This window comes from Streptomyces sp. O3 (assembly GCF_054788135.1).
In genome coordinates, this window is the sequence record NZ_JBTVYK010000028.1 from 42,023 (window position 1) to 54,815 (window position 12,793).

The window sequence follows — 12,793 nt, forward strand, 5'->3', positions numbered from 1 at the left end:
AGGCAAGGGGATCAGCTTGCGTAAGCTCTCGTACTTCATCGCGACATCGATCGACGGCTTCATCGGCGCACCGGACGGGGACGCCGCGTTCTTCACCCAGTGGGTGGACGAGGAGTTCCTCGGCTATCTGAAGGCCGAATACCCCGAGGCCCTCCCCACGCCGGGGCGCGTCCCGCTCGGTGTCGACGACCTGGAGAACCGTCACTTCGATACGATCATCCAGGGGCGGGCCAGCTATGACCTGGCCCTGGAGGCGGACTGCACCAGCCCGTACGCCCATCTGCGGCAGTATGTCGTCTCGCGCTCCCTCACGGAGTCACCCGACCCGGCGGTCGAGATCGTCTCCGGTGACGTGGCTGCGAAGGTGCGCGAGCTCAAGAGCGAGGACGGTCTCGGAATCTACCTCTGCGGCGGCACGAACCTGGCCGGGCAGCTCGTCGACGAGATCGACGAGCTGGTGATCAAGACCTACCCACTGTTCCTGGGCTCCGGGATGCCGCTCGCGGACGCGGGCTTCGCGCTCAGGGCCTTCACGCTCGACTCCGTGAAATCGTTCGGGAACGGCGCGGTCGTCACCACGTACAGCAGGAAGCGATGACACATCTGGTCGGGGTGCGGCATCGGGCATAACCTGGACGTATGACCAAGGAAGCGGGTCGTGCGGAGCCTGCCGATTCCTCGGAGACCGGCTATGTCTGCCCGGTCTGCAAGCAACCGGTGCAGGAGGCGGTCAAACGCCGCAAGGTGCTAGGGGCCTGGGTCCCGCAATTCGGCGCGGGACCGTGCCATAACCCCGACTGCGAGGCGTGCGACGACGCCGAGGTTCCGGCGGCGCAGAGCCCGCCGGAGCCGTCGGACGAAAGGCAGTCGCAGGGCCCGCCGGAGCCGTCGGACGAACAGCGGCCGGAGGGCTCGCCGGAGCGGTCGGACGAACAGCGGCCGGAGGGCTCGTCGGAGCAGCCGGGGCGGTCCTGACGGGCCTGGGGCTTCGACGGTTCTGAAGATCTTCCCAACGATGCCGAGAACACCGGTTCCGCCCCGACGTCTTCAGATGCCCCCCACAAGCGGGTGGCGCAGACAGCCGAGAACCAGGGAGCGGACCCATGAAGTACTTGGTGATGGTGCAGGGCACCCAGGCCGACTACGAGGCGATGAGCGGCAAGCCGTCCGAGGCCAGCCCGGCCTGGAACGAGCGAGAACTCCAGGCCATGTACGCCCACATGAGTGCCATCAACGACGACCTCGCCGGGACCGGCGAGCTGGTGGACGCCCAGGGACTCGTCGAACCCGCACGGGCGCGGCTGGTCACCCCCGACGAGAACGGCAGGCCCGTCGTCTCGGACGGCCCGTACGGCGAGACCAAGGAAGTGCTGGCCGGATACTGGGTGGTCGACTGCGCGTCCCTCGACCGGGTGACCGAGATCGCCAAGCGCGTCTGCGAGTGCCCGGTGCCCGCCGGATCACTCGTGTACCCCGTGGTCATCAGGCCTATCGAGGACGGTGCCGGAGGCGACAGCTGACCGAGCCGGGCCCCTCGCTCGCCGCGGCCGGACAGCGGCCGGACAGCGGCCGGTGCCGGACGCCCCGGTGAACCCTCGATGGGCGGGGCCGGTCCGGGGCGTTGTCAGTGGCGCCCTTCATCTGAGTCCTCTCGGGATACCCCACCTCCCCGCGAACCGTGTGAAGCGGGCGTTCAAGTACCGCTTCTATCCGACCGATGCGCAGGCAGCCGAACTGTCGCGCACGTTCGGGTGCGTGCGGAAGGTCTACAACCTGGCGCTCGCCGCCCGCACGGAGGCGTGGACACGTCAGGAGCGGGTCAACTACAACCAGACCTCCGCGATGGAAGTCCGCCGAGTACACCACCAGCGGATTCCGCTTCCGCGACGGCAGCCTGACGCTGGCGAAGATGCGCGAGCCGCTGGACATCGTCTGGTCGAGGCCTCTGCCCGAGAACGCGTCGCCGTCCACGGTGACCGTCTCCCAGGACGCGGCCGGGCGCTGGTACGTCTCGATGCTGTGCGACGACCCCACCGTCAAGCCGCTCCCCGCCACGAATACGGCGGTCGGGGTGGACGTCGGCCTGGACTGCCTGCTGACCCTCTCCGCCGGAGAGAAGATCGCCAACCCCCGGCACGAGCGCAAGGACCGTGCCCGGCTGGCGAAGGCCCAGCGGGTCCTGGCGAAGAAGGCCAGGGGCGACGGAGCCAACCGGCGCAAGGCCCGGCGCAAGGCGGCCAAGGTCTACGCCCGGATCGCGGACCGCAGGCGTGACGGCCTGCACAAGCTGACCTCGCGTCTCGTTCGTGAGAACCAAACGATCGTGATCGAGGACCTGACCGTGCGCAACATGGTCAAAAACCGGAGCCTCGCCCGCGCTGTCAGCGATGCGGCGTGGTCGGAGTTCCGGAGCATGCTGGAGTACAAAGCCCAGTGGTACGGGCGGGAAGTGATCGCCGTCGACCGCTTCTTCCCCTCCTCCAGGCTGTGCTCCCACTGCGGCGCCTTGCAGGACAAGATGCCGTTCAACCTCCGCACCTGGACGTGCGACTGCGGCACGACCCACGACAGGGACGTGAACGCGGCGAAGAACCTGCTGGCCGCCGGACTGGCGGTGTCGGCCTGCGGAGCCGGTGTAAGACCTCAACGGAGCACTCCGGGCGGGCCCGGTCACATGCGAGACGGGGGAGTGGACCATGCGCAAGGCCGCGGTGACAGACGAGGGCGACCTGATCCGCTGGGTCGAGCTGCCGGGGCGGGAGCCGGTTCGGGTGTATGTGCACGGCCTCGGCGCCTCGTCGTCGGCCTACTTCACCGAGACGGCGGTCCACCCGCTGCTGGCCGGACGCCGATCCCTGCTCGTCGACCTGCTCGGCCACGGCATCAGCGACCGGCCGACGCACTTCGACTACAGCCTTGAGTCACATGCCGCCGCACTCGCCGCCGCCCTGGACGCCGCGGGGGTCACCGGCGCCGAGCTGATCGCGCACAGCATGGGAGGCTCGGTGGCCGTCGTGCTCGCCGCCCGGCACCCGCACCTGGTGTCCCGCCTGGTCCTGGTGGACGCCAACCTCGACCCGCTCCCACGCGCCGCCGGCGGCAGCGGAAGCAGCGGCATCGCGGCCTACAGCGAAGCGGAGTTCCTGGACGGCGGCTGGGCCGAGGTGCGCGACCGGGTCGGCCCGCACTGGTGGTCCACCATGCGGCTGGCCGGACGGGAGGCCCTGCACCGCAGCGCGGTACAGCTCGTGCGCGGCACGGCCCCCACCATGCGCGACCTCCTGCTCGATCTGCGAATACCCCGCGCCTTCCTGTTCCCGGAGGCCGACGGGCCGCTGCCGGGCGGGGAGGCGCTGGCCGCGTCGGGGGTCTCGGTCGTCCCGGTCCCGGCCTGCGGGCACAACATCATGCTGGACAACCCGGAGGGCTTCGCACGCGCCGCGGCGGACGCGCTGGCGGACCCGGGCGGGACGCGCCGGTCGGCGTAGCCAGCTCAGGCGGACTCGGCGGACTCGGCGGATTCGGCGGATTCGGCGGACTCGGCGGACTCGGCGGACTCGGCGGACTCGGCGGATTCGGAGGACTTGAGGGCGGCCAGTGTGGCGCGGGTGTCGGCCTTGAGCATCTTCGCGACAGCGTCGGGTGAGGGCAGGTCACGGCCGGACTCGTCCGTGAACGACGACCAGAGCACCTCGTAGGTGAACCAGCCGTCGCGCACCGCGAGGATGGCCGTGGCCGCCGTATCGCCCTCGTCCCAGCTCTCGGTGATCAGGTATGCCTCGTCGCCGAGGCCGTCGACCGGCGTGACCGTGTTCTCGACCTCCTCGCGGTCCTCGTAGGTCGCGTACCGCGAGGCGAACTCGGGCTCGGGATCGGACTTCTTGTGCCAGGTGGCGGTGGAGGCGACGAAGGCGACCGCGTACTCATCGGCCGCCTCGCGGTCCTTGAGGTTCTGGGTGCAGTAGCCCTCGTCGAGCGCCTCCTGCTCGGAGGAGTGAGAGGGGGCCGAGTCGGGCTCGCCGTCGAATGTGTAGCGCTCCAGCAAGGCGTCGTACGCGACGGTGTCGCAGAGGTTCTCCGAGAACCGGTATCCCCGGAGGTCCGCCTGTTCCCCGATGACGCCGGTGGTGAAAAGCGTCCCGGCCCAGAGGGCCGAGGCGACCAGTGCGCCGCCGAGCGCCCACACCCAGCCCGCCACGGGTTCGCGCGGCGCGGGAGGCTCGTCGTCCGGCGGCGCGCCGCCGATCACCAGCGGCGGCAGTTCGAGCGACGCCCCGCCGGGCGTCGGCTCCTGTTGGTACGGCTCCTGTCGGTGCGGGTCGTGCGGGTCGTGCGGATGCGATGGGGAGCCTGGTATTGACATGAGCGCAATTTACCCGGAGCGCCCGGAGCGCCCGGAGCGCCCGGAGGCCCCTACTCGGGCGGCGATGAACGGATGGAACGGAAAGAACGGGAAGAACGTTCAGAAGGTGTGGAAACGGAAGGAGTGGTGAGGAGTTGGGCGCGCAGTGCGGAGAGCAGTGGGGCGTCGACGCCGACGTGCTGGACGGCGTAGGCGTGGACGGAACCGTAGGTCTCGCGCAGGTCGGACAGGAACAGCCGGATGACGTCCTCCGGCGCCCGCCCGTAGCCCGGCCAGCGCAGAGTGCGGCCGGGGTGGGCCGCGTGCCAGTCGGCGACCAGCCGCTCGGTGGCGAGTTCGGTGAGCGCGAAGTCCGCCGCGACGTCGTCCTCGCTCACCCCCAGGAGCGACAGCACCAGGGCCGCCAGCAGACCCGTGCGGTCCTTGCCCGACGCGCAGTGGAAGACCTGCGGCTCGCTGCCGTACGCGATCACCCGCAGGGCCTCCCGGAGCTCGACGGCCCCGTCCAGGGCGACCTCCGCGAACCGGTCGGCGAGGTACCGCCACGGGGCGAGCGCGGGGTCGATCTCCGCCTGGTCGTAGGGGCGGTGCTCGACGCTGAGGTTGACGTACGTGAGGGCCGGGTCCTCCGGTACCCGGCCCTTCGCGGCGATCTCCCACGGATAGCGCAGATCGATCACCGTGCGTATCCCCAAGGCGCGGAAGCGGTCCAGATCGGCTCCCCGGAGCTTGCTCAGCGAGTCCGCGCGGTACAGGCGGCCCCAGCGCACGGCGCGCCCGTCGGCGGTGCGATAGCCGCCCAGGTCGCGGAAGTTGTGCAGGTGCTCGAAGGCGATGTGTCTGCTCACCTCGGACACCCTAGGGATCTTCGACGCGTCGGCGCTGGCTCTCGCGTGTCTTCCTCCTGTACATCGGTGTTGTCACGATCGGTGCACCCGCCTTATCCGCGGCGCGCCCCGTGGTGTGGGATGAGCAGGACCATTCAGCACGATCGGGCCAGTCGCCAGCGACCGGCCGTCAGCGACGGAAAGACAAAGGGGGAACTGTGGCACGAGCGCGGGCGGAGAGCCTTCGACGCGTAGCCTCGTCAGTGGCCGCCGGAACGGACCCACGGAAGGCGGCCGAGGAGGAACTGCGCCGCCGCACCGGCCGGGACGGCGGCGCGACACGGGCCGGTACCGGGGAACCGGACTTCTCCGACGAGGGGCTGTCCGAGCCCCAGGAAGAAGGCATGGACCCGGCCGACTTCCCCGCGGCCCGCGAGCAGGGCGGTTCCATCGCCACCGTCATGGTCCAGCAGACCGTCCCGCTGGACGACGCGGGCGAGACCCTCAACCGCAGCGAACAGCAGCGCGAGGGCCGCGAGATGGTGCACGTCATCTGCCCGATGGTGATCCCCAAGGGCCGTTCCCTGATCAGCATGCTGCCGGTGCTGCTGCTCCTGGTGATCGGCCTCGTGGGCACCATCGTCGTCGCGGCGACCGGCAGCGACGTCCTGAGTAACCCGCTGTTCGGCGTCCACTACTGGGTGCTCGCGCTGCTGGCCGTCGCCTTCGTCTGGTGGCGGCAGGGCATGGTGATGGTGCCGGACGGCAGCCAGGCCATGATCACCCGCTTCGGCAAGCTGGAGAAAGTGGTCGGCCCCGGCCGGGTGATCCTGCTGAGCCCCTGGAAGAGGGTCTCGTACATCGTCAACACCACCCGCGAGTACCCCTTCAACGCGCCGGTGCGCGAAGCGCCGACCAAGGGCGGTGTGAAGGCGTCCATCGACCTGTTCATCCAGTTCCGGATCAGCGACCCCAGCGAGTTCGTCTACACCCTGGGCGCGGTGCGCGGCTTCGAGGAGAAGCTGAGCAACGCCGTCAGCGAGACGATCCGAAGCCTGATCTACGAGCAGGAGGCGGCCGGGATCTACGACATGGTGGGCGAGGACACCGGGCGGCTCCTGGAGCAGCTGAACCAGCAGTTCCGGCCCGCGGTCGAGCTGACCAACGCGAACATCACGCACGCCGAGCCGTCCGACCGCAACTACCGGATGGACCTGGCGGCCCCGGAGATGGTGCGCGTAGCCAAGGAGGCGTACACCCATGAGTACGCGCTCCAGCTCCGCAAGGAGCAGGACGAGGGCGACCTGACCAAGGAACTGGCCACCAGCCACGAGACGCTGTCCGCGATCCAGGCGGACATCGCCCAGTACCAGGCCCAGATGGACACCGCCGTGGAGCGCGAGACCAACCGCGCCCAGGCGCTGGCCCGCCAGCGGTACGTCCAGGCCGAGTCGGAGGCCAAGGCCAACGCGGCGCTGCTGGAGGCGCAGGCCCTGGACATCCGCGCGGTCACCGCGGCGCAGGCCCCGGAGATCCTCGAGTACCGCTACCAGCAGCAGATCCTGGACACCCTGGAGGGGGTCGCCGACCACCTGCCGCAGCTGGTCAGGATCGGCGCGGACGGCGTCGACGGCGGCGCCGGGGTCGACTTCCTGGCGCTCGCCAGGGAACTGGTCGGCGAGCGGGGCGGCGAGCTGTTCACGGACGCCGACATGGCCGCCGTACGGGACAGGCTCGCGGAGGTGTCCAGCCGTATCGCCGAACGGCAGGGGGAGATCGAGACCCTGCTGGAGGCCGAGCGGCCGACCGTGCCCGCGGCGACCGCGACCGCGCCCACGACGGCGTCGGGTCCGCGAGACGGGTCCGCGGCCGAGTCCGGCGGCGCGCCCGTAGCGCCTGACAACCCCGAGACGCCCGAGACGCCCGAGACGCCCCAGGGCGGCGACCTCTTCGAGGAGGCAGGCGAATGAGCACCGCACGTATGAGCCAGAGGTCGGTCATCTCGGAGGCCGTGGCCTCCTGGAGCGAGATCCCCCAACTGCTGCGCGGCGGCGAGGCGGGCACCCTGGTCCCGGTCATCATCCCGCGCCACCGCCGCAGGCTGTGGTGGATGCTGCCGCTGTGGGGCGGCGTCTTCGCCCTGCTGTGCGGGGTGATGCTGTCCGTCAAGGAGGCCGATTCGGGCGCCGTGGGCGACGTCGCGTACGGCGCGCTCGCCGGTCTCGCGTACGCGATCGGCGTGGTGCTGCTGCTGGTCGGCGGGCTGTGGTGGTGGCGCTCGTCGATCGTCGAGATCGAGCAGGGCACCCACGGCGTCCTCACCCGGTACGGCGCGGTCACCCGCACCCTGGAGCCCGGCCGCCACTACCTGTGGCACCCGTGGTCACGGGTCGACTTCGTCGTGGACATCGCCACCGAGATCCCGTACTCGGCACCCGTGATGGCCTGCCCGACGCAGGAGAACGTGCCGTTGAGGTCCATCGAGTTCTTCCTGAAGTTCCGCATTCACGACGCGGTGCTGTTCGTCCGCACCATCGGCGCGGGGAACTTCGACCTGGTGCTGTCCAGCGCGGTGCAGGACGCGATCCGCCAGCGCGCCCGCCAGGTACGCACCGAGCGGGCGTACGACCTGCGCGGCTCGGACGTCGCCGATATGCAGGAGCTGCTCAACCGACAGCTCTCCCGGTACGGGGTCCGCATCACCGGCTCCAACATCCCCGAGGTGCAGCTGCCCACGCAGTACCAGCAGCACCTGGCCACGCGGGAGCGGGTCGCCAAGGAGCGCACCGCGTACGAGCAGGAGTGGGGCCTGACCCGCAAGCGCCGGATCGACAGCCTGGGCATGGACATCGAGCGGGCCAAGAAGGTGCGTGACGCGCGCATCGTCGAGGTCAAGGCCGCGCTGAACAAGGCGCGCGAAGAGGTCGCCCAGCTCCTCGAGGAGCAGGAGACCAACGCGCAGAAGGTCCGCTTCGAGATCGAGACCCGCGGCCGGAGCGGGCTGATCTCCGCCGAGAACGAGGCGAAGGCCCAGCGCAGGCTCGCTCAGGCCTACCGCGACAACCGCGCCGTGCTCCAGTACGAACTGGCCCGCCGCCGCTTGGACGTGGGCGCGGAACTGGCGTCGAAGGCCCCGCAGCCGATGGTCGTGCGCACCGACGCGGGCGGTGGCGGCGACACCTCGGCGCTGTCGACGCTGCTCGCCGCGCAGCTGCTGCCGCGGATGACCGCGCTCCCCGCGGTGAACTCCGCGCAGCGCGTCGCGTCCGGTGCGGAGCCGGACGACGCGGAGTGAGCCGCGCACGCTGACGCGGACGGCGCCATCCGCCCGCGCGGCACGCGTACGGCTCGCGTACGGCACCAGACCCCCACGCGGGGCTCCGGTGCCGTACGCGAGCCGTCAATGACGCGCTCGGATATCGGATATCTGCCGACGCGGGGGCGCGGTCAGGTCCGGGGAGGTCGGCTGCGTCGCGCCAGTTGCGCCGCGCGCCCCAGGCTCAGCACCGTGACCAGGGCCGCCACCGGAGCCCCGAACAGTACGACGAGTCCCGCGCCGATGTTGGCCCCGATGACCTCGGCCGTCATCACCCGCTGGCCCAGGGCGGCCACGGCGCCCACCGCGAGCAGCGGACCCAGCACGGACCACCAGGCGGGTTCGAGCCGCCGGATCCGGGTCCACTCCACGAACAGCGGCACGGTGACCGCGAGGGTCAGCATGGCGCCCGCGCCGAGTGCCTTCTCGACGTCGTCCGGGATGTTCCAGGGCCGCACCGCGTAGTCGGGGTCGGCCACGTCCAGGGTCTGCTGACCGATGAGCCACCAGGTCCCGACCGTGGCGGCGGCGATCAGCAGTACGGCGGCGAGCAGCATCGCCCAGCCGGGCACCTTGGCCAGGCTGGCTTGACCGCCTGGGGGCGGCGGGGCTGGCGGGCCCGGTTGATCCGGGGGCGGCCCAGGAGGCGGCGTCGGGAACGGCATGTGTCAAGAGTGGGTCACACGGCCGAGCGGGTCCAGGGGCGGGACCAGGCCGTCGCTGTCGCTACAGGCTGCCTCGACCGCGAACCTGACCTGGCCCCCTGGCCTGACTCGCCCCGCCCTGGCTTACGCCGCGGCGGTCCCGAGCGGGAGTACGGCCTGGACGTGGAAGCCGCCGTCCGGGGTGGGACCCGCGTGCAGGGTGCCGTGCAGCTCCGTCACGCGTTCGCGCAGCCCGGTCAGACCATGGCCGCCGCCGGCTGGCAGGTCCTGGGCGGCGGCGCCGGGGCAGTCCCCAGGGGTGGCACGCACCGTGGCCCGCAGAGCGTCACCGGACACGCGGCCGTGCGCGTCCGCGGACCCGCACGGCCGCGCGCCCGAGGCGTCGGCGGAGACACCGGCGGAGGCACCGGCGGAGGCACCGGCGGACGCGTCGCGTTCCACGGCGACCCGGACCTCGATCTGGCTGCCGGGCGCGTGCTTGCGGGCGTTGGTGAGGGCCTCCTGGACGACGCGGTACGCCGCCTGCTGCACCGGGAGCGGGCAGCCGCCGAGCCCCGCCGGATCGGAGTCCAGGCGTACGGCGGGACCCGCCGTCTCGATCAGCGCGGGCAGCGCCGCCAGGCCGGGCGCGCGCAGGGCGCTGACCGCGCCGCGGAGTTCGGCGAGCGCGTCCTCGGCCTGGCGGCGTACGGGCGCGTCGGGATCGCTGCCGAGCGCGATCAGGCTGAGGTGGTGGGCGACGCTGTCGTGCATCTCACGGGCGATCCGGGCCCGCTCGGCCGTGGTGGCCCGCTCGGCGGCCAGCGCCTGTGCCCGCTGCCTGCTGAGCGCCAGCTCGGCCGCCTTGGCGGCCAGTTCGCGGCGCGACGCGGCCAGCAGCCCGAGCGCGACGGGGGCGAGGACCAGCATCGCGGCGCTGAGCAGGGCCAGCGTGACGTCCTCCCAGGCCCAGGACAGGGGCCCCAGATGGGGCCAGGGGTAGAAGGCCACCGCCCCCGCCACGCCCGCCCAGGCCCAGGGCTCCGCGCGGTGTCGGGGCGTCGCGGCCACCTTGTACAGGGCGAAGATCGCTGGCAGCCACAGATAGCCGCTGGCCAGACCCGGCAGCGCGAGGATCAGCACCGTACGGGGAAAGCGGTCGCGCGCGGCGAGCGCGCAGGCCACGAGGAGCGCCCCGCCGAACACCCAGCCGGGCCCCCACGCGCGGGTGGCGACCGCCTCGACCAGGGCCAGGGCGACCAGCACCGCGTCGGTCGCCCGGCTCCGCCAGCGGGCGCTCACGCCAGCCCCGCCCGCTGCGCCACGGTGGCCAGGGCGACCCGGCTCGACGCGTGGAGCTTGCGCTTCAGCGCCGAGATATGGGTCTTCACGGTGGTCACGCCGATGGCCAGCTGATCGCCGATGTCGGCGTTCGACAGGCCGATGGCGAGCAGCGTGAGCACCTCGCGCTCGCGCGGGGTGAGGCCTGCCAGCGGCGTGTCGTCGTCGAGTGCGCGCGGCGGCTCGGGCAGGGCGTTCAGCAGCCGGGTGACTGCGGCGTGGCTGTCGCTCGGGGTGCACACGACGCCGCCGGCGGCGAGTACCCGTACGGCCTGGCCCAGCAGCGCGGGCGCGCTGTCCTTGAGCAGGAAACCGGCCGCGCCGCCGGTCAGGGCCAGCTCCAGCTGGTCCGGGACGTCGAAGGTGGTCAGCATGCCGACCGGGGGCGGCTGTGGCAGCTCCCGTAGCGCGGTGAGCAGGGTGAGCCCGTCGGGCGGGGGCATGACGATGTCCAGCAGGACGACGTCGGGTGCGGTGCGCCGTACGGTGTCCAGGGCCGCGGAGCCGTCGCAGGCGGACACCTGGAAGCCGTCCTCGGCTTCGAGGAGCCGCCGCAGCGCTTCCCTTACCAACTCCTCGTCATCCACGACAAGCACCCGGATCACGGCGTCCCCGACTTCCCTCAACACTGACTTACGCGTACGCCCCCGGTGCGACCACGACGGTACGACCTAGGCGGTGCCGCCGCGGCGGCCTCAAGTAGGAGCGTACGACTCCTCCCCAGGTCCGACGTCCGGGCCGGTACCGCCTGCGACGATTGATCACGATCCCCCGCACGGCCGCGAGCGGGACGCTTGACCAGCGCCATGCGCGTCGGGCCGTGCGTACGGGGGGCCCTTCGGGGCCCTTGGGTACGGCCAGGGGGTACGGGCACTCCACGGGGGGTTGCCGATCGTCGCGCCACAAGCGCCCAGCGCCACAAGCAGCGGGCGTCATCCGCGCCGATCGGCCAAGGCCCGTCCCCGTGGCCGCCAGCCGCGCCCGGCGTCGCCCGAGCCCGACGTCGCCCGCGCCCGACGTCAGTCGAACCGGATGTGCCTGGCCCCGGTCCAGGCCCGGCGCACCCGTCCACGCAGCGTGCTCCCAGTGTCGGGCGCCAGGGTCAGCCCGGCCGAGGCCGCGACGCGGTCGGCGACCTGCGGGACCGTGAGCCGGTCCGTCCACACATGCTCGGCGAACTCCGGGGCACGCAGCCGCTCCAGACAGCCGTCCAGCTTCGCCACCGCGAAGCTCTCCCGCCGCGGCGGCGCGTCCTTCCCGGCCACGATCCGCACGGCGCGCCCGAAACCCCGCTCGCGCAGCCGCCGCAGCACCGTCTCGCGCTGGGCGAGCAGGGCGAAGTGCCGCACGTCGTGGCCGCGCTCCCTGAGCCGACCGACGATCTCCTGGAAGTACACGGGCTCCACCACGGTCATGGGCGCGATCACCGTGCCGTCGTGCCGGGCGAGTACCAGGTCGAGCACCTCGTACACGCCCTGCCGCCAGGCCCGCAGATCCTGGAAGTCCCCGCGCAGCCGCGGCGGCGTCATCCGGTGCAGACCGAATCCGACGTGCTCGGGGTCGCAGACGACACTGCCGGGCAGTCGCCGCCGGAGTTCGTACGCGCTCTGGGTCTTGCCGCCGCCGAAGGGGCCGTTGAGCCAGATGAGCATGCGCCGACCCTACGGGACGCGTCGTCGCCCGTCGCCGAAGGAGCCGAGGAACGCGAGCGCCCGCTCTCGGAGCAGCGTGGTGGCGGCGTCGTCGTACGACGGCAACGAGCTGTCGGCGAACAGGTGTTGGTCGCCGGGATACAGGAAGAGCTCCCCGTGCTCGGCCTCGTCGGCCAGTGTCCGCGCGGCGTCGAGGTCGCCGTCGCCCACGAAGAACGGGTCGGCGTCCATCGCGTGCACCTGCACCGGCACGCCGTCGGGCCAGCCGCCGGACCCGAACTCCGCCGTCGGCACGCAGGCATGGCAGAGCAGCGCCCCGAGCGCGCCGTCCCGCGTCTGCGCCAGCCGCTGCGCCGGAAGCACCCCGAGCGAGAACCCGACGTACACCAAGCCGCCCGCCAGCCCGCCCGCCCGCTTGTCCGTCAGCTCGTCGACCGCTCGTACGCCGCGCGCGGCCACCTCGCGGAACCCGATCCCCTCGGCGTGGCGCGCCCCTTCCTCCAGCGTGCCGAAGGTGCGACCGTCGAACAGGTCGGGTGTGTGCACGGTGTGCCCGGCGCGCCGCAGGTCGTCGGCGAAGGCGACGACGCCGGGCGTCAGTCCCTGCGCGTGGTGGAACAGGACTACCTCAGTCAACGCGCACACCTCTG

At 71.9% G+C, this 12,793-nt stretch carries 13 protein-coding genes and 1 pseudogene; 7 read left to right on the forward strand and 7 right to left on the reverse strand.

The window, feature by feature from the left end; all coding sequences use genetic code 11:
• Nucleotides 1–16: 16 nt before the first annotated feature.
• From ACX6XY_RS16190 to ACX6XY_RS16210, 5 genes and pseudogenes are all read left to right on the forward strand, one after another.
• Nucleotides 17–598 carry a dihydrofolate reductase family protein gene (locus ACX6XY_RS16190; protein ID WP_460330890.1) on the forward strand — a complete coding sequence of 194 codons (582 nt, stop codon included), beginning with the start codon at nt 17–19 and terminating at the stop codon, nt 596–598.
• 41 nt (nt 599–639) lie between these two features.
• The gene (locus ACX6XY_RS16195) at nt 640–975 is read left to right on the forward strand and encodes a hypothetical protein (RefSeq protein WP_460330893.1); all 336 of its coding nucleotides are present in this window, start codon (nt 640–642) and stop codon (nt 973–975) included.
• A gap of 128 nt (nt 976–1,103) precedes the next feature.
• The gene (locus ACX6XY_RS16200) at nt 1,104–1,520 is read left to right on the forward strand and encodes a YciI family protein (RefSeq protein WP_460330896.1); all 417 of its coding nucleotides are present in this window, start codon (nt 1,104–1,106) and stop codon (nt 1,518–1,520) included.
• A 160-nt stretch (nt 1,521–1,680) separates the two neighbouring features.
• Nucleotides 1,681–2,665 (forward strand): annotated as a pseudogene (locus ACX6XY_RS16205) (RNA-guided endonuclease InsQ/TnpB family protein); the annotation flags it as partial.
• A 31-nt stretch (nt 2,666–2,696) separates the two neighbouring features.
• Nucleotides 2,697–3,488 carry an alpha/beta fold hydrolase gene (locus ACX6XY_RS16210; RefSeq protein WP_460330899.1) on the forward strand — a complete coding sequence of 264 codons (792 nt, stop codon included), beginning with the start codon at nt 2,697–2,699 and terminating at the stop codon, nt 3,486–3,488.
• A 5-nt stretch (nt 3,489–3,493) separates the two neighbouring features.
• Here ACX6XY_RS16210 and ACX6XY_RS16215 read toward each other — a convergent pair whose 3' ends face one another.
• Together ACX6XY_RS16215 and ACX6XY_RS16220 are read right to left on the reverse strand one after the other, a co-directional pair.
• Nucleotides 3,494–4,363, reverse strand: a complete 870-nt coding sequence (locus ACX6XY_RS16215; RefSeq protein WP_460330901.1) for a hypothetical protein — start codon at nt 4,361–4,363, stop codon at nt 3,494–3,496.
• Nucleotides 4,364–4,413: 50 nt separating this feature from the next.
• Nucleotides 4,414–5,211 (reverse strand): tyrosine-protein phosphatase, encoded by a 798-nt coding sequence (locus ACX6XY_RS16220; protein ID WP_460330904.1) that lies wholly within the window; start codon nt 5,209–5,211, stop codon nt 4,414–4,416.
• Nucleotides 5,212–5,408: 197 nt separating this feature from the next.
• Here ACX6XY_RS16220 and ACX6XY_RS16225 point away from each other — a divergent pair, with 197 nt between their 5' ends.
• Nucleotides 5,409–7,160 carry an SPFH domain-containing protein gene (locus ACX6XY_RS16225; RefSeq protein WP_460330907.1) on the forward strand — a complete coding sequence of 584 codons (1,752 nt, stop codon included), beginning with the start codon at nt 5,409–5,411 and terminating at the stop codon, nt 7,158–7,160.
• The gene (locus ACX6XY_RS16230; RefSeq protein WP_460330909.1) at nt 7,157–8,485 is read left to right on the forward strand and encodes an SPFH domain-containing protein; all 1,329 of its coding nucleotides are present in this window, start codon (nt 7,157–7,159) and stop codon (nt 8,483–8,485) included. Before ACX6XY_RS16225 ends, ACX6XY_RS16230 begins: the two co-directional genes overlap by 4 nt.
• 152 nt (nt 8,486–8,637) lie before the next feature.
• Here the strand turns inward: ACX6XY_RS16230 and ACX6XY_RS16235 are convergent, their stop codons facing one another.
• From ACX6XY_RS16235 to ACX6XY_RS16255, 5 genes are all read right to left on the reverse strand, one after another.
• The gene (locus tag ACX6XY_RS16235) at nt 8,638–9,078 is read right to left on the reverse strand and encodes a hypothetical protein (RefSeq protein ID WP_460330911.1); all 441 of its coding nucleotides are present in this window, start codon (nt 9,076–9,078) and stop codon (nt 8,638–8,640) included.
• Between the two features lie 216 nt (nt 9,079–9,294).
• On the reverse strand, nt 9,295–10,452 hold the full coding sequence (locus ACX6XY_RS16240) for a sensor histidine kinase (protein ID WP_460330913.1): 1,158 nt from the start codon (nt 10,450–10,452) through the stop codon (nt 9,295–9,297).
• Nucleotides 10,449–11,120, reverse strand: coding sequence for a response regulator (locus tag ACX6XY_RS16245; protein WP_460330915.1), 672 nt, complete (start codon nt 11,118–11,120; stop codon nt 10,449–10,451). Before ACX6XY_RS16245 ends, ACX6XY_RS16240 begins: the two co-directional genes overlap by 4 nt.
• A gap of 390 nt (nt 11,121–11,510) precedes the next feature.
• Nucleotides 11,511–12,143, reverse strand: coding sequence for an AAA family ATPase (locus tag ACX6XY_RS16250; protein ID WP_460330918.1), 633 nt, complete (start codon nt 12,141–12,143; stop codon nt 11,511–11,513).
• Nucleotides 12,144–12,152: 9 nt separating this feature from the next.
• Nucleotides 12,153–12,779, reverse strand: a complete 627-nt coding sequence (locus ACX6XY_RS16255) for a dienelactone hydrolase family protein (protein ID WP_460330921.1) — start codon at nt 12,777–12,779, stop codon at nt 12,153–12,155.
• Nucleotides 12,780–12,793 lie beyond the last annotated feature (14 nt).

Bases quoted from the DNA above. Each gene is read 5' to 3' on its own strand.
- ACX6XY_RS16200 (WP_460330896.1), top strand. From the start codon at position 1,104: ATGAAGTACTTGGTGATGGTGCAGGGCACCCAGGCCGACTACGAGGCG.
- ACX6XY_RS16250 (WP_460330918.1), bottom strand. From the start codon at position 12,143: ATGCTCATCTGGCTCAACGGCCCCTTCGGCGGCGGCAAGACCCAGAGC.
- ACX6XY_RS16230 (WP_460330909.1), top strand. From the start codon at position 7,157: ATGAGCACCGCACGTATGAGCCAGAGGTCGGTCATCTCGGAGGCCGTG.
- ACX6XY_RS16195 (WP_460330893.1), top strand. From the start codon at position 640: ATGACCAAGGAAGCGGGTCGTGCGGAGCCTGCCGATTCCTCGGAGACC.
- ACX6XY_RS16215 (WP_460330901.1), bottom strand. From the start codon at position 4,363: ATGTCAATACCAGGCTCCCCATCGCATCCGCACGACCCGCACGACCCG.
- ACX6XY_RS16210 (WP_460330899.1), top strand. From the start codon at position 2,697: ATGCGCAAGGCCGCGGTGACAGACGAGGGCGACCTGATCCGCTGGGTC.